The organism is Streptomyces sp. NPDC111628 (genome assembly GCF_055635195.1).
Map to the genome: position 1 here is coordinate 810,885 of NZ_JBVKBZ010000004.1, position 15,275 is coordinate 826,159.

A 15,275-nucleotide genomic window follows, 5' to 3' on the forward strand; every position below is an offset into this window, starting at 1 on the left:
ACGGTCAGCCGAAAACGAAACAGAACCCGGCAGACGCTAAAGCTCCGCCAGCAACTCCGCCTTCTTCGAGGAGAACTCCTCGTCCGTCACCAGCCCCTGCTGATGCAGCTCCCCGAGGTGCCGGATCCGCTCGGCGATGTCGGCAGGGTCCCGCCGGGGCGCGGGCACGGATACCGGCACGGGCGCCCCGGCGCCCCGTTCCCGCACCGCCGCCAGCACCGCCGCCGCGAACGGCAGCGACTCGTGCACCGGCCCGTACCCCAGCCCGAACACGACCGCCGCCGGATCCTGGTCGGCCTGGGGGACGGCCGGCGCGGCCCCCGCGGCCGCGCCGGCCGCCGAAGCGTCGGCGTCGCGCGGCAGCAGCCGCAGGTACCCCTCGAACATCTCGGGGGAGCGCCACTCCACCCCGCCCAGGTCGGCGACCGGGAAGCTCTGGTCGCCGGCCTTCCACTTCGCCGAGGACGCGCCCGTCCAGGACCACCGGAAGGACACGGCCTTCCCGTCGAAGGACGCCTTCCCGTCGTACGCCTTGAAGTGCAGCGGCGCCTCGGGCGGGGCCACCAGGTAGCGCTCGGTCTTGCCGGAGTCGCTCAGCAGCGCCCGCAGCTCGTCGGCGTAGTACTCCGCGAGCGTCTCCCGTTCGGCGGGCAGCACCAGCCGGTAGGGGTCGCCGCCCTCCTTCAGCTGTCCGGCCGCCGCCTCGATCAGGGGATCGGCGCCCGCGCGCGGTTCGACGCGCAGCACGACGGTGCCGCGCCTGCCGGGCGTGAGCGTCACACCCTCGATCGCCTCCAGGGGCACCCGGCGTTCCCCCAGGGCCTGGAACAGCTTGGGTGTTCGAATCCCCCGTTCGTAGCGGATGAGCACGGAGTCGGACTCGAACTCCCAGGCGGCATGAAATCCGGCCAGTACGTCACCCATGCGGCTCATCGTATGCGGCACGAGCCTTCCCGTCCCCTCCCCGTGCAAACCGGAGTTTCTGCGCCTCTACGCGCGTCCGGCCGCCGTAGCCACGGACAAACCCGCCCGGCATGTGTCGTCTTCGTCGGCGCAGGCGACCGTGCGGTATGCGCCAACCCCGATCCCCGCGAAGTTCCGCAGGCTGTCCGTGCCCGGCACGAAGTAGCCGCTGTGGCCCTGCGCGTCCCGCGCGGACAGCACCCGCGCCCCGAATCCGGCGGACACCGGATCGGCGCCGTGCCCGAGACCGCCGACCTCCAGGTACGGCACGTCCTGGATCCAGTCGTCGGCGTCCCGCATCGCCCACACGCAGGCGGAGGTGTCCAGGTGGGAGGCGTTCTCGGCGCGCATGCCGGGACTGCCTGCCACCGCTATGTCGGTCACCCGCGCGGGGAGCGTGTCGGCGGCGAGGCCGCACACCACCGAGCCGTAGCTGTGGCAGAAGAGGGAGACGGGGGCCTTGCCGGGCAGCGCCCGCAGCAGCGCGTTCAGCCGTACGGCCCCGTGCGCGGCGCGGTTCGCGGTGGCCGCCTCCATGCCGAGGCCGCTGGGCGAGGTGTAGTCGGCCCAGGCGATCACGGCCGTGCCGGTGCCGGGGCTCGCCGCGCGCTCGGCCGCGTACAGCGACCTGGCCATGCCGACGGGCGCCGCGTACTTCTTGCGGTCGGTGCGCTGGAAGGTGAGCAGTTCGGTGTCCACGCCGGGCACGACGACGGACACGCGCTCGGCGCGGTCCAGGTTCCCGAAGACCTCGGCGACCCTGCCCGAGCCCGCCGGGTCGAAGGCGAGGATGTGCCGGCCGGGGTCGAGCAGCGCCTCGTAGTTGTGCATCCGTCTGCCGGCCTCGCGCTGCCCGGCCGGGGACAGCCGCTTGTCGTGCGTGCGCTCCCGCTCCACCGACCGCGCCTTCTCCAGCGCGGAGCGGTTGGCGAGGTAGCGCAGCTGGGCGGGGGCGCCGTTCATGTTGCCGACGGCCAGGGGATACCGGTGGGCCAGGCTGGTGCGCTGCCATGCGGTGAGCGAGGCGAAGAAGCGGGCCAGCCGGGCGGGTGCCGCCTGGGCGTCGGGCAGCCGCCGTCCGTCGATCCGGCCGTGCTCCCAGGCCGTGACGGATGCTTCGAGGGCGGTGGGGCCCCGCTGGTCGCGCAGGGCGGTCCAGCCGGTGGTCGCCAGCATCACGAACACCACGGCCAGGGCGAGCAGTACGCGCCAGACGTTCAGCTGTGGGGAGGTGTCGAAGGAAGTCACTGGGAGGACACACTAGGAGAACGGGCCGGTCTCGCGTGAATCCAGTGACACGGATCACGTTTCGGCGCGGCGCCAGTTCCCGGTGAGCGCGGGCGCCACCTGGTCGAGGTAATCGGCCGTCAGGTCCCGCAGCGCCGCCAGGCTCGCGTCGTCGCGCGCCGACCAGATCCGCTCGGTGACCCGCATCACCGCGCCGAAGACCGCCACGACCACGCGGGGCCGCGGGTCGGTGTCGACGTCGAGGCCCTCGCGGACGGCGACGACCCGGGCGATCTCCTCCTCCAGCTCCGTCGCGCGTCGCAGGTGGGCGGCGAGCAGCGCGGGCGTCGACTCGATCACCCGGTAGAAGCGCATGTGCAGCTCGAGCGGGATCAGCTGTTCGACGGCCTCGCCGATGGTGCTCCAGCTCTCCGCGAGCGCCAGGCGCAGCGCGTCCAGGGGCGCCTCCTCGGGCGGGCGGGCGAGCACGGCCTCGACGAAGTGCGACTCCGCGAGCCGTGCCACGAAGAACGCCGCGTCCTCCTTGGAGGCGAAGTACCTGAAGAAGGTGCGCTGCGAGACGTCGGCGGCCTCGGCGATGTCGTCGACGGTCGTCTCCTCGTAACCGCGCTCGGTGAACAGTGCGAGGGCGGAGCGCAGCAGCAGGTCCCGGGTGCGCTGTTTCTTCAGTTCGCGCAGGCCGGGACGGGAGACCGCCGGGGCGGTCTCCGGGGGCGCCGACGTGCCGGCCACCTTCAAAAGTTCTCTCCTTCGTACGGTTTCCCCAGTTCAGGCTAGATGGGGGATGTCCTGTCAGTTACTGACTCGTGAATTGGTTTGTCAACTGTCAGAGGCTGTCATTAGCCTCAGCGGTATGACTAGTCAGACCACGCTCGGCAAGCCGGGGCCGGGTGACGGAGCACCGGCGGATTCACCGCCCGCCAAGGGATGGCGCGGCCATCCGTGGGTCACCCTCGTCACCGTCGCGGTCGGGGTCATGATGGTGGCCCTGGACGGCACCATCGTGGCGATCGCCAACCCGGCCATCCAGGACGACCTGGACGCCAGCCTCGCGGACGTCCAGTGGATCACCAACGCCTACTTCCTCGCGCTCGCGGTCGCCCTGATCACCGCGGGCAAGCTCGGTGACCGCTTCGGCCACCGGCAGACCTTCCTCATCGGCGTGGCGGGCTTCGCGGCCTCCTCCGGCGCCATCGGACTCTCCGGCAGCATCGCCGCGGTCATCGTCTTCCGTGTCTTCCAGGGCCTGTTCGGCGCGCTGCTGATGCCGGCCGCGCTCGGCCTGCTGCGGGCCACCTTCCCGGCCGAGAAGCTCAACATGGCCATCGGCATCTGGGGCATGGTCATCGGTGCCTCCACCGCGGGCGGCCCGATCCTCGGCGGCGTGCTGGTCGAGCACGTCAACTGGCAGTCCGTGTTCTTCATCAACGTGCCGGTGGGCATCGTCGCCGTCGTGCTCGGCGTGATGATCCTGCTGGACCACCGGGCCGAGAACGCGCCGCGCTCCTTCGACATCCTCGGCATCGTGCTGCTGTCGGCCTCGATGTTCGCCCTCGTCTGGGCGCTGATCAAGGCCCCCGAGTGGGGCTGGGGCTCCGGCCAGACCTGGCTGTACATCGGTGGGGCGGTGGTGGGCTTCGTCCTGTTCTCCGTGTGGGAGACCAAGGTGAAGGAGCCGCTGATCCCGCTGGCGATGTTCCGCTCGGTCGCGCTGTCGGCCGGTGTGGTCCTGATGGTCCTGATGGCCATCGCCTTCATGGGCGGCCTGTTCTTCGTCACCTTCTACCTCCAGAACGTCCACGGCATGAGCCCCGTCGACGCCGGTCTGCACCTGCTGCCGCTCACCGGCATGATGATCGTCGCCTCGCCGCTGGCCGGCGCGATGATCACCAAGGTCGGCCCGCGCATCCCACTGGCCGGCGGCATGGTGTGCACCGCCGTCGCCATGTTCGGCATCTCCACCCTGGAGACGGACACCGGCAGCGGTCTGATGTCGATCTGGTTCGCCCTGCTCGGCCTCGGCCTGGCGCCCGTCATGGTCGGCGCCACCGAGGTCATCGTCGGCAACGCGCCGATGGAGCTCTCGGGCGTGGCCGGCGGTCTCCAGCAGGCGGCGATGCAGATCGGCGGCAGCCTCGGCACGGCCGTGCTGGGCGCCGTGATGGCCTCCAAGGTCGACAGCGACCTCCCGGGCAACTGGGCGGACGCGGGCCTGCCCGAGCTGACGCCGGAGCAGGCGGACGGCGCCTCCGAGGCGGTCCGGGTCGGTGTCCCGCCGGTGGCGCCGGGCACCCCCGCCGAGGTCGCCGGGAAGATCGCGGACGTCGCCCACGACACCTTCATCTCCGGCATGAGCCTGGCGTCGCTGGTCGCCGCCGGGGTCGCGGTCGTGGCGGTGTTCGTCGCCTTCCTGACCAAGCGCGGCGAGAACGCGGAGTCGGGCGCGGGCGTGGGTCACATCTGATCCGGCCCGCCGAGTTCGTCGGCCCCGTCCCCCGTTTCGTCCATCAGGGTGACAGGGGCCGCGAACCCTCCCCTCCACCAGACCTCGCAGGTCACAGTGGGTCACGTCCTCCGCAGGGCACGGAGGGCGTGCGGCTGCGGCGCGCTGCCGGAGGGGGGCGGCGCGCAGGCAGCGCGTTCGAAGCAGGCATGACACTCCGCGCCGGGGTACTCGAACTCCACAAGGAGTTCAGGGCGTTGACGGCGAGTCTTGGACAGGGGTCGCGCAGGTGCCCCCGCTCACGTGGCCGGACGTGGTCATGGACCGGGCAGGATCGCGCGACGCTCGCAGTCGCCGGAGTCGTCTGCGCGGTCACCGGCCTCTTGGTGCCGGGGATCGTGCTCGGCCCCCGGCGTCACCCTTCGCCCGGATGTTCCCACCCCCGCCCGTTACGGTCGGGGGTGGGCCATGTGCCGCGCCGGCCGGGGTACGCCCTACGCGTCCCCGCCGGCCACCCCCGGGTCGGCCGCGGCCACGTCGAGCAGCCGGTACCGGTCGATCGCCTGCTTCAGCACCGACCGGTCGACCTTCCCCTCCCGGGCCAGCTCGCTCAGCACGCCCACCACGATCGACTCCGCGTCGATGTGGAAGAACCGCCGCGCCGCACCCCGGGTGTCCGCGAAGCCGAACCCGTCCGCGCCCAGCGACTGGTACGTCCCCGGCACCCACCGCGCGATCTGGTCCGGCACCGACCGCATCCAGTCGGACACCGCCACGAACGGCCCCTGAGCCCCCGCCAGCTTCCGCGTCACCCAGGGCACCTGCTGCTCCTCCTCCGGATGCAGCAGGTTGTGCTCCTCGCAGGCCACGGCCTCGCGCCGCAGCTCGTTCCAGGAGGTCGCCGACCAGACGTCGGCGCGCACGTTCCACTCCTCGGCGAGGATCCGCTGCGCCTCCACGGCCCAGGGCACCGCGACTCCGGACGCCATGATCTGCGCCGGGATCGAGCCGCCGGTGCCCTCGCTGAAGCGGTGGATGCCCTTGAGGATGCCCTCGACGTCCACGTTCTCGGGCTCGGCCGGGTGCCGGATGGGCTCGTTGTAGACGGTGAGGTAGTAGAAGACGTCCTCGCCGTGCGGGTGCTGTTCGTCGCCGCCGTACATCCGGCGCAGCCCGTCCTTGACGATGTGCGCGATCTCGAACCCGAAGGCGGGGTCGTACGCCACGCACGCCGGGTTGGTCGAGGCCAGCAGCTGCGAGTGTCCGTCCGCGTGCTGGAGACCCTCTCCGGTCAGCGTCGTACGGCCCGCGGTCGCGCCCAGCACGAAACCGCGCGCCAACTGGTCACCCATCTGCCAGAACTGGTCACCGGTGCGCTGGAAACCGAACATCGAGTAGAAGACGTACACCGGGATGAGCGGTTCGCCGTGCGTGGCGTACGCCGAGCCCGCCGCGATCAGCGAGGCCGTGCAGCCCGCCTCGGAGATGCCGTCGTGCAGCATCTGCCCGTTCGGCGCCTCCTTGTAGGCGAGCAGCAGATCGCGGTCCACGGACTCGTACTGCTGCCCGAGCGGGTTGTAGATCTTCGCACTCGGGAAGAACGAGTCCATGCCGAACGTGCGGTACTCGTCCGGCGCGATCAGTACGAACCGCTTGCCGAGCTCCTTGTCCCGCATGAGGTCCTTGAGCAGGCGCACAAAGGCCATCGTCGTCGCGATGGACTGCTGACCCGACCCCTTCTTCACGGTCGCGTACGTCTTGTCGTCCGGCAGTGCGAGCGGTTTCGACCGCACCACCCGGGTCGGCACGTACCCGCCGCAGCCCAGGCGCCGGTCGTGCATGTACTGCATCTCCTCGGTGTCCCGGCCCGGGTGGTAGTACGGCGGCGGGCCGGACTCCAGCTCCTTGTCGGAGATCGGCAGGTGCAGCCGGTCGCGGAAGCGCTTGAGGTCGTCGACCGTCAGCTTCTTCATCTGGTGCGTGGCGTTGCGGCCCTCGAAGTTCGGGCCCAGCGTCCAGCCCTTGATCGTCTTGGCCAGGATGACCGTCGGCTGGCCCTTGTGCTCGAGCGCCGCCTTGTACGCCGCGTAGATCTTGCGGTGGTCGTGACCGCCGCGGCCCAGGTGCAGGATCTGGTCGTCGGTCATGTTCTCGACCATCGCGCGCAGCCGGTGGTCGTCGCCGAAGAAGTGGTCGCGGATGTAGGCGCCGGACTCGGTGGCGTACGTCTGGAACTGGCCGTCCGGCGTCGTGTTCATGCGGTTGACCAGCACGCCGTCGCGGTCCTGGGCCAGCAGCGGGTCCCAGGTGCGGTCCCAGACCAGCTTGATCACGTTCCAGCCGGCGCCCCGGAAGACCGACTCCAGCTCCTGGATGATCTTGCCGTTGCCGCGTACCGGGCCGTCGAGGCGCTGGAGGTTGCAGTTGACCACGAAGGTCAGGTTGTCCAGGCCCTCCCGGGCGGCGATGGACAGCTGGCCCAGCGACTCCGGCTCGTCCATCTCGCCGTCGCCGAGGAAGGCCCACACGTGCGACTTGGAGGTGTCGGCGATCTCGCGCGCGTGCATGTAGCGGTTCATCCGCGCCTGGAAGATCGCGCCGATCGGGCCGAGGCCCATCGAGACCGTCGGGAACTCCCAGAAGTCCGGCATCGACCGCGGGTGCGGGTACGAGGACAGCGCGTGCGGCGCCTTGGACTTCTCCTGGCGGAAGCCGTCGAGGTGCTCCTCGCTGAGCCGGTCGAGCAGGTACGCGCGCGCGTAGATGCCCGGCGAGGCGTGCCCCTGGAAGAAGACCTGGTCGCCGCCGTCGCCCTCGTCCTTGCCCCGGAAGAAGTGGTTGAAGCCCACGTCGTACAGGGAGGCGGAGGAGGCGAAGGTCGCGATGTGACCGCCGACGCCGATCCCGGGCCGTTGCGCGCGCGAGACCATCACCGCCGCGTTCCAGCGGGTGGCGTTGAGGATCTTGCGTTCGATCTCCTCGTTGCCGGGGAAGAACGGCTCGCTCTTGGTCGGGATGGTGTTGACGTAGTCCGTGCTGCGCATCTCGGGCACGGCCACGCGCTTCTCGCGGGCCCGCTCGATCAGCCGCAGCATCAGATAGCGGGCCCGTTCCCGGCCGCGCTCGTCGACGGCGGCGTCTAGCGAGTCCAGCCACTCCTGGGTTTCCTCGGGGTCGAAGTCAGGAACCTGACTGGGAAGGCCGCCAATGATGATCGGACTGCGATCACTGCGATCGGATGCGGAAGCCACGCTGTTCCTTCGCTGTCAGAGGGCCGTCTTTCCGGGTTTCTTCCCGGGTTCTCTCCGGTTTCTCTCCGGGTTCTTCCCGGGTTTCTGCGCCGGTTCCCCCGCCGGTTCCCCATCGTGTACCTCGCGGGGGCAATCGTCATCTGTACCGTGGGGTAACCGGTTCTCCCATGAGGATCGGGGGCACGTTCATTCGAGTCTCGTACCCACACTTGGTTCCCAAATACGCAAACGGGGCAGATAGGTGTGGTGTACGTCACCTTCGGGCTGGACGGCATGGCTGGAGTTGCGGCGACACGGCCGGGATCGTCACCGTTTCGGCGGTCCCAGACGCCGGGTACTTGCGCGATCCGTCCCGCCCGTGTGGACTACGGCCAAGCCTCGCGCACGCGCGTGGCTGAAGACATCTACCGAAACATGATCAGGAGGCAACCCGTGAGCGCGACCGCGGACCACGCGGAGGAGCGGACGAACCCTGCCGCCAGGCTGGGTTTCCAGCCCGGGCAGGTGGTCCAGGAGATCGGCTACGACGACGACGTCGACCAGGAGCTCCGCGAGGCCATTGAGGGCGCCGTCGAGGGCGAGCTGGTGGACGAGGACTACGAGGACGTGGCCGATGCCGTCGTGCTGTGGTTCCGTGACGACGACGGCGACCTGACGGATGCGCTGGTGGATGCCACCACGTACATCGAAGAGGGCGGGTCGATCCTCCTTCTCACGCCGAAGACCGGCCGTGACGGGTACGTCGAGGCCAGTGACATCTCGGAAGCCTCGACGACCGCCGGACTGACGGCGTCCAAGAGCGTCAGCGTCGGCAAGGACTGGAGCGGCAGCCGGCTGGCGACGCCCAAGGCCGCCAAGTCCAAGCGGTAGCCCGGCCGGGCTCCGTGACATTCCGGACTCCGGGCGGGTCGGCGGCCGACGGCTGTCGGCCCGTCCGCGGGTCCGCGACCGTCCCTGCGTAGGGTGTTTCCAGCGAATCACCCGCGGAGATCTTCTCGCGGAGATCTTCCTACGGAAGGGACGAACGGGACATGGCGATCCAGGTCGGCGACAAGGCCCCCGACTTCGAGCTCAAGGACAACCACGGCGCGACCGTCCGGCTGTCCGAGTTCCGCGGCCGGAAGAACGTCGTGCTGCTGTTCTACCCCTTCGCCTTCACCGGTGTGTGCACCGGCGAGCTGTGCGAGGTGCGCGACAACCTGCCGCAGTTCGCCGACCGCGACACCGAGGTGCTCGCCGTCTCCAACGACTCCATCCACACCCTGCGCGTCTTCGCCGAGCAGGAGGGCCTGGAGTACCCGCTGCTGTCCGACTTCTGGCCGCACGGCAACGTCTCGCGCGCCTACGGCGTCTTCGACGAGGACAAGGGTTGCGCCGTCCGCGGCACCTTCGTGATCGACCAGGAGGGCGTCGTGCGCTGGACCGTGGTCAACGGTCTGCCGGACGCCCGTGATCTCGCCGAGTACGTGAAGGCGCTCGACGCCCTGTGACCGGCGTCCGCCGGGCCGACACCACGTGATTTGTCGGCTCCGGGGACTGCGGGGCGCGGGAACCCGTCACTAGGATCAACTCGTTGATCCGATATCCACGCACTACGGGGCACCCCGCCCCTGGACACCAATGGAGGACTCGTGGGAGTCAGCCTCAGCAAGGGCGGCAACGTTTCGCTGACCAAGGAGGCCCCCGGCCTGACCGCGGTCATCGTCGGTCTGGGGTGGGACATCCGCACCACGACCGGCACCGACTTCGACCTCGACGCCAGCGCACTGCTGCTGAACAGCGGCGGCAAGGTCGCCAGCGACGCGCACTTCATCTTCTTCAACAACCTGAAGAGCCCGGACGGATCGGTCGAGCACACCGGCGACAACATCACCGGTGAGGGCGAGGGCGACGACGAGCAGATCAAGATCAACCTCGCCACGGTCCCGGCCGACATCGAGAAGATCGTCTTCCCGGTCTCGATCTACGACGCCGAGAACCGCCAGCAGTCCTTCGGCCAGGTGCGCAACGCGTTCATCCGCGTCGTCAACCAGGCCGGCGAGGCCGAGATCGCCCGCTACGACCTGAGCGAGGACGCCTCCACGGAGACCGCCATGGTCTTCGGCGAGCTCTACCGCCACGGCGCGGAGTGGAAGTTCCGCGCCATCGGCCAGGGCTACGCCTCCGGCCTGCGCGGCATCGCCCAGGACTTCGGCGTGAACGTCTGAGCGACTGTTTCGACACGTCCGGCGCCGCACGGTTTACGTGCGGCGCCGGACGCGCAGGAAACCAGGAACCATCACCCGGGGAGGGACCATCACCATGGGCGTCACGCTTGCCAAGGGCGGCAACGTCTCCCTGTCCAAGGCCGCACCGAACCTCACGCAGGTACTGGTCGGGCTCGGCTGGGACGCGCGTTCCACCACCGGAGCACCCTTCGACCTCGACGCCAGCGCACTCGTGTGCAGCAGCGGCCGGGTGCTCGGCGACGAGTGGTTCGTCTTCTACAACCAGCTCAAGAGCCCGGACGGCTCGATCGAGCACACCGGCGACAACCTCACCGGCGAGGGCGACGGCGACGACGAGTCGCTGCTGGTCGACCTCTCCAAGGTGCCGGCCCACTGCGACAAGATCGTTTTCCCGGTCTCGATCCACATGGCCGACGAGCGCGGCCAGACCTTCGGCCAGGTCAGCAACGCCTTCATCCGGGTCGTCAACCAGGCGGACGGCCAGGAGCTGGCCCGCTACGACCTCAGCGAGGACGCCTCCACGGAGACCGCGATGATCTTCGGCGAGCTCTACCGCTACCAGGGCGAGTGGAAGTTCCGTGCAGTGGGGCAGGGGTACGCGTCGGGGCTTCGCGGCATCGCTCTAGACTTCGGAGTCAACGTTTCGTAAAGCCGAGTACGGCGCGGGGGAGCCCCGTACACACACGATTGGGTAGCCAGTGCTTCTGAAAACCTTCGGCTGGTCGTTCGCGGTCACCGCGCTCGGCCTGGTCGCGGCGGTCTTCTACGGGGGGTGGACCGCCTTCGGCATCGTGGCGATCCTCTCCATCATGGAGATCTCGCTGTCCTTCGACAACGCGGTGGTCAACGCCGGGATCCTGAAGAAGATGAATGCCTTCTGGCAGAAGATCTTCCTCACCATCGGCATCCTGATCGCCGTGTTCGGCATGCGCCTGGTCTTCCCGGTCGTGATCGTGGCGATCAGCGCGTCGCTCGGGCCGATCGAGGCCGTCGACCTCGCGCTCACCGACAAGGACCGCTATCAGGAGCTGGTGACGGACGCCCATCCGTCGATCGCCGCCTTCGGTGGCATGTTCCTCCTCATGATCTTCCTCGACTTCATCTTCGAGGACCGGGACATCAAGTGGCTGGCCTGGCTGGAGCGTCCGCTGGCCAAGCTGGGCAAGGTCGACATGCTGTCGGTCTGCATCGCCCTGATCGTGCTGCTGGTCTCCGCGATCACCTTCGGCGCCCACGCCCACCAGCACGGCGGCGCCCATGCCGACAAGGCGGAGACGGTCCTGCTCGCGGGCATCGCGGGCCTGATCACCTACATGATCGTCGGCGGTCTCTCCGGCTACTTCGAGGACAAACTCGAAGAGGAGGAGGAACGGGAGCACGAGGCCGAGGAAGAGGCCGAGCGCACCGGCAAGCCCAAGTCGGCCGTCAAGCTGGCGGGCAAGGCGGCGTTCTTCATGTTCCTCTACCTGGAGGTCCTGGACGCGTCCTTCTCCTTCGACGGCGTCATCGGCGCCTTCGCCATCACCAACGACATCGTCCTGATGGCCCTCGGCCTGGGCATCGGCGCCATGTACGTCCGGTCGCTCACGGTCTACCTGGTCCGCCAGGGCACCCTCGACGACTACGTCTACCTGGAGCACGGCGCCCACTACGCCATCGGCGCCCTCGCCGTGATCCTGCTGGTCACCATCCAGTACGAGATCCACGAGATCATCACCGGCCTCGTCGGCGTCGCCCTGATCGGCTGGTCCTTCTTCTCCTCGGTGCGCCGCAACCGCGCACTGGCGGCGGCCGGGGGCGACGGCGACCAGGAGAAGGCGGAGGTCTCCTCCGGGGTGTGAAACCCTTGGCTCCCGGGCCCGGGCGCGCCCCCGGTGCGCCCACACCCCTGGTGTGAACCCGGCCCGGACGAGGAACGCTCTGAGCGGGGCGGCCGACGAGGACGACTCCTCGGGGCCGCCCCGTCGGCGGTGACGCGAAGGTGGGGCGGGATGGGCTTCCTGGACGGGCTGTGGCGCGGCCGCGAGTCCGAGTTCGACTCGGGCAGCGCGGCGACCAACTCCATACAGCTGACCAAACGGCACAGTCAGGTCTCCCTGACCAAGCAGGGCGCGGCCACCGGCAACCTCCGCGTCAACCTCTCCTGGCGGATGCGGACCTCCGACATCTCGGGCGTCCAGCGGGAGAGCCTGCTGCGGCACCCCTTCAAGGCGCTCAAGCCGCCCGAGGTGGTCGGCCACAGCCAGAGCATGGTCAACGTCGACCTCGACCTCGGCTGCCTCTACGAACTCAAGGACGGCACCCGCGGGGTGGTCCAGCCGCTCGGCGGCTTCCTGGGCGACGTCAACGCCCCGCCGTACGTCAAGCTCAGCGGCGACGACCGCTTCGGCTCGGCCTCCGGCGAGACGCTCTACGTCAACCTCGACCACAAGGACGCGATCAAGCGCCTGCTGCTCTTCGCCTACATCTACGACCAGACCCCGGCCTTCGACCGGACGCACGCCGTCGTCACGCTCTACCCGAGCAACGGGCCCCGCATCGAGATAGGCCTCGACGAGCGGCATCCGCAGGCCCGGTCCTGTGCCGTGGTGATGATCGAGAACGTCAAGGACGAGATCCTCGTCCGCCGCGAGGTGAAGTTCGTCTACGGCTTCCAGGGCGAGCTGGACCGGCTGTACGGCTGGGGTCTGCAATGGGGCCGGGGGCACAAGAGCAAGGCGGAGCGCTGAGCCCCGGCCACCGGCCGCCGTCCGTGCAGGCTACCGGCCGACGAACTGCGGGCCCTGCGGGGGCAGCCGGAAGTCCGGATCGGGCGCCCCGGTGACCGGCTGCGGATAGCCGTAGCCGGACTGCGCTCCCGTGACCCCGGCCGCGGCGGGCGCCTGCGGATACCCGTACCCGGGCCGGCCGGCGTCCGGCTGGGGGTAGCCGTAGGCGGGCTGGGCCGTCACCGGCTGCTGCGGATAGCCGTACGCGGGCTGTGTCGGCACGCCGGTGGGCTGCTCGGGCGGCAGGGGGCGCGAAGGGCCCGGGAGCGGCTGCACGGCCGTCGGGTGGTCGGGGCCGACCACCGGCGGAGCGGGGGTGGACTGGGCGGGTGTCGGCTGGTCGGGCGTGGCCTGCGAGGGGGCGGACGGGGAGGCGGCGGAAGGGGCTGCGGGGGCCGTCGGCGCGGCGTCGGGCCGGGGGGCCGAGATGGGGTCCTCCGCCCCCTCCGACTCGTCCACCGAGATGCCGAAGTCGGTCGCCAGGCCCTTGAGCCCGTTGGAGTAGCCCTCGCCCAGCGCCCGGAACTTCCAGCCGTCCCCGCGCCGGTACAGCTCGCCGCAGATCAGCGCCGTCTCCTGGCCGGTCTCCGGTGTGACGTCGAAGTACGCCAGCGGTTCCGCGTCGGCCGCGGCGTCGTGCAGCAGGATGCGCAGCGACCGGACGCGGTCGAAGGTCACGCCGTCCGCCGACGCGACCAGCAGGATCCGGCCCACCGAGGGCTCGACGCCGGAGAGGTCCGTCTGGATCGTGTCCGTCAGGCCCTCGGCGACCCGCTTCTTGCCGAGCCGCCAGACCTGGCCGGAGGGGTGCCGTGGCTGGTTGTAGAAGACGAAGTCCTCGTCGGAACGCACGCGGTCGTCCGGCCCCAGCAGCAGCGCGGAGGCGTCGACGTCGGGAACCCCCTGCCCGGGAGTCCAGCGCAGCACGGCGCGTACCGTGGTGGCTTGCAGCGGGACGTTCGACCCCTTCAGCATCGCGTGCGTCATGTCGTCATCCTGCCCTCTCGGTCCTGGTCACGACAACGCGGGGGCGGGTACTCGGCTTGTGTCCGCCCGCCTCGGGTCGCCGTCGCCGACATGGCCGGGTTACCTGGAATTCATGCCCGGTGGGAACCTCCGACATCAATACCTACGTACTATTACCGGCCACCTTTCGACGATTCCAGGTCGCCCAGACACCCGGGGGAGTTTAAATGCGTCATTTCGGACAGATAGCCCCTGATGTGCGGAAGCGTCTCTTTCATCAGGAGCCCTGCTCCTTCACGGCGGACTCCCCGGCCCGGCTGCTGTCCGCGGCCCTGGGCGCCACGCTCTACAGTCCGGCCACCCGGCCCAGCCTCGCCGACGACATCCTGAAACAGAGCGCGCGCGGACTGGTGTCGATGGTGCTGTGCCTGGAGGACTCGATCGACGACGCCGACGTCCCCGTCGGCGAGGCGAACCTCGTCCGTCAGCTCACGGACCTGGCGGAACGTTCCGGCGACGACGTTCCCCTGCTGTTCGTCCGGGTCCGCACCCCCGAGCAGATACCCGACCTCGTACGGCGTCTCGGCCCCGCCGTGCGGCTGCTGTCCGGGTTCGTGCTGCCGAAGTTCACCGAGGAACGCGGCATGCCCTTCCTGGAGGCGCTCGCCGCCGCCGAGACCACCAGTGGCCGCAGGCTCTTCGCCATGCCCGTGCTCGAGTCCCCCGACCTGCTGTACCGGGAGTCCCGGGTCCAGACGCTGGAGGGCATCTTCCGTGCGGTCGACAAGTACCGCGACCGCGTGCTGGCCCTGCGGCTCGGCGTGACCGACTTCTGCTCCTCCTACGGGCTGCGCCGGGGCCCCGACATGACGGCCTACGACGTCCAGATCGTGGCCTCCGTGATCGCCGACGTGGTCAACATGCTCGCCCGCGCCGACGGCACCGGATTCACGGTGACCGGGCCCGTGTGGGAGTACTTCCGCGTCCAGGAGAGGATGTTCAAACCGCAACTGCGCCAGAGCCCCTTCCTGGAGGGCCAGGCCGTCGAACTGCGCCAGAAGCTCATCGAGCACTCCATGGACGGTCTGCTGCGCGAGATCTCCCTGGACCGGGCCAACGGCCTGCTGGGCAAGACCTGCATCCATCCCTCGCACGTGCTCCCCGTGCACGCGCTGTCCGTGGTCAGCCACGAGGAGTTCAGCGACGCCCAGGACATCCTGCGGCCCGAACGCTGCGGCGGAGGCGTGATGAGGTCGGCCTACACGAACAAGATGAACGAGGTGAAGCCGCACCGCGCCTGGGCCGAGCGGACCCTGCTGCGCGCCGAGATCTTCGGCGTGGCGAACGAGGACATCGGCTTCGTGGAGCTGCTCGCCGCCGGACTCTCCGACTGACCGCCGGGCGACCG

General features: G+C 69.7%; 13 protein-coding genes and 1 pseudogene. 9 read left to right on the forward strand and 5 right to left on the reverse strand.

Annotated features, from left to right (window positions below; genetic code table 11):
- Positions 1-36: 36 nt before the first annotated feature.
- The 3 genes from ACZ7MF_RS25595 to ACZ7MF_RS25605 form a co-directional block, all read right to left on the reverse strand.
- Entirely contained in the window at positions 37-924 is an 888-nt protein-coding gene (locus ACZ7MF_RS25595) for a DUF4429 domain-containing protein (RefSeq protein ID WP_471480042.1), read from the reverse strand.
- A gap of 66 nt (positions 925-990) precedes the next feature.
- Positions 991-2,211 (reverse strand): alpha/beta hydrolase family protein, encoded by a 1,221-nt coding sequence (locus ACZ7MF_RS25600; RefSeq protein WP_471480044.1) that lies wholly within the window; start codon positions 2,209-2,211, stop codon positions 991-993.
- A gap of 54 nt (positions 2,212-2,265) precedes the next feature.
- Positions 2,266-2,949, reverse strand: coding sequence for a TetR family transcriptional regulator (locus ACZ7MF_RS25605; RefSeq protein WP_471480045.1), 684 nt, complete (start codon positions 2,947-2,949; stop codon positions 2,266-2,268).
- 115 nt (positions 2,950-3,064) lie between these two features.
- Here ACZ7MF_RS25605 and ACZ7MF_RS25610 point away from each other — a divergent pair, with 115 nt between their 5' ends.
- Positions 3,065-4,675 carry an MFS transporter gene (locus ACZ7MF_RS25610; protein WP_471480047.1) on the forward strand — a complete coding sequence of 537 codons (1,611 nt, stop codon included), beginning with the start codon at positions 3,065-3,067 and terminating at the stop codon, positions 4,673-4,675.
- A gap of 188 nt (positions 4,676-4,863) precedes the next feature.
- Positions 4,864-5,064, forward strand: a pseudogene (locus ACZ7MF_RS25615) (small hydrophobic protein); the annotation flags it as partial.
- Positions 5,065-5,148: 84 nt separating this feature from the next.
- Here ACZ7MF_RS25615 and aceE read toward each other — a convergent pair.
- Entirely contained in the window at positions 5,149-7,905 is a 2,757-nt protein-coding gene (gene aceE / locus ACZ7MF_RS25620) for a pyruvate dehydrogenase (acetyl-transferring), homodimeric type (protein WP_471480049.1), read from the reverse strand.
- 432 nt (positions 7,906-8,337) lie between these two features.
- On the opposite strand from aceE, the gene ACZ7MF_RS25625 reads away from it, so the two are divergent.
- The 6 genes from ACZ7MF_RS25625 (at position 8,338) to ACZ7MF_RS25650 (ending at position 12,862) form a co-directional block, all read left to right on the forward strand.
- Entirely contained in the window at positions 8,338-8,775 is a 438-nt protein-coding gene (locus ACZ7MF_RS25625) for a DUF3052 domain-containing protein (protein WP_007449195.1), read from the forward strand.
- A gap of 161 nt (positions 8,776-8,936) precedes the next feature.
- A complete protein-coding gene (locus tag ACZ7MF_RS25630) occupies positions 8,937-9,395 on the forward strand; it encodes a peroxiredoxin (protein WP_356858866.1) in 459 nt (152 codons plus the stop codon).
- 141 nt (positions 9,396-9,536) lie between these two features.
- Positions 9,537-10,112: a calcium homeostasis/redox stress adaptation protein gene (locus ACZ7MF_RS25635; protein ID WP_003976436.1), complete on the forward strand. Its 576-nt coding sequence runs from the start codon at positions 9,537-9,539 to the stop codon at positions 10,110-10,112.
- A gap of 94 nt (positions 10,113-10,206) precedes the next feature.
- Positions 10,207-10,782 (forward strand): TerD family protein, encoded by a 576-nt coding sequence (locus ACZ7MF_RS25640; protein WP_003976437.1) that lies wholly within the window; start codon positions 10,207-10,209, stop codon positions 10,780-10,782.
- Between the two features lie 49 nt (positions 10,783-10,831).
- On the forward strand, positions 10,832-11,974 hold the full coding sequence (locus tag ACZ7MF_RS25645) for a DUF475 domain-containing protein (protein WP_356858862.1): 1,143 nt from the start codon (positions 10,832-10,834) through the stop codon (positions 11,972-11,974).
- Positions 11,975-12,124: 150 nt separating this feature from the next.
- Entirely contained in the window at positions 12,125-12,862 is a 738-nt protein-coding gene (locus tag ACZ7MF_RS25650) for a TerD family protein (protein WP_356858860.1), read from the forward strand.
- A 30-nt stretch (positions 12,863-12,892) separates the two neighbouring features.
- On the opposite strand, the gene ACZ7MF_RS25655 is transcribed toward ACZ7MF_RS25650, so the two are convergent.
- Positions 12,893-13,888: a TerD family protein gene (locus ACZ7MF_RS25655; RefSeq protein WP_471480051.1), complete on the reverse strand. Its 996-nt coding sequence runs from the start codon at positions 13,886-13,888 to the stop codon at positions 12,893-12,895.
- 206 nt (positions 13,889-14,094) lie between these two features.
- On the opposite strand from ACZ7MF_RS25655, the gene ACZ7MF_RS25660 reads away from it, so the two are divergent.
- A complete protein-coding gene (locus tag ACZ7MF_RS25660; protein WP_471480053.1) occupies positions 14,095-15,261 on the forward strand; it encodes an HpcH/HpaI aldolase/citrate lyase family protein in 1,167 nt (388 codons plus the stop codon).
- Positions 15,262-15,275 lie beyond the last annotated feature (14 nt).

Excerpts from the sequence above, each read along its gene's own strand:
- ACZ7MF_RS25595 (WP_471480042.1), bottom strand. The coding sequence starts at position 924 with ATGGGTGACGTACTGGCCGGATTTCATGCCGCCTGGGAGTTCGAGTCC.
- ACZ7MF_RS25610 (WP_471480047.1), top strand. The coding sequence starts at position 3,065 with ATGACTAGTCAGACCACGCTCGGCAAGCCGGGGCCGGGTGACGGAGCA.
- ACZ7MF_RS25630 (WP_356858866.1), top strand. The coding sequence starts at position 8,937 with ATGGCGATCCAGGTCGGCGACAAGGCCCCCGACTTCGAGCTCAAGGAC.
- ACZ7MF_RS25640 (WP_003976437.1), top strand. The coding sequence starts at position 10,207 with ATGGGCGTCACGCTTGCCAAGGGCGGCAACGTCTCCCTGTCCAAGGCC.
- ACZ7MF_RS25650 (WP_356858860.1), top strand. The coding sequence starts at position 12,125 with ATGGGCTTCCTGGACGGGCTGTGGCGCGGCCGCGAGTCCGAGTTCGAC.
- ACZ7MF_RS25655 (WP_471480051.1), bottom strand. The coding sequence starts at position 13,888 with ATGACGCACGCGATGCTGAAGGGGTCGAACGTCCCGCTGCAAGCCACC.
- ACZ7MF_RS25660 (WP_471480053.1), top strand. The coding sequence starts at position 14,095 with ATGCGTCATTTCGGACAGATAGCCCCTGATGTGCGGAAGCGTCTCTTT.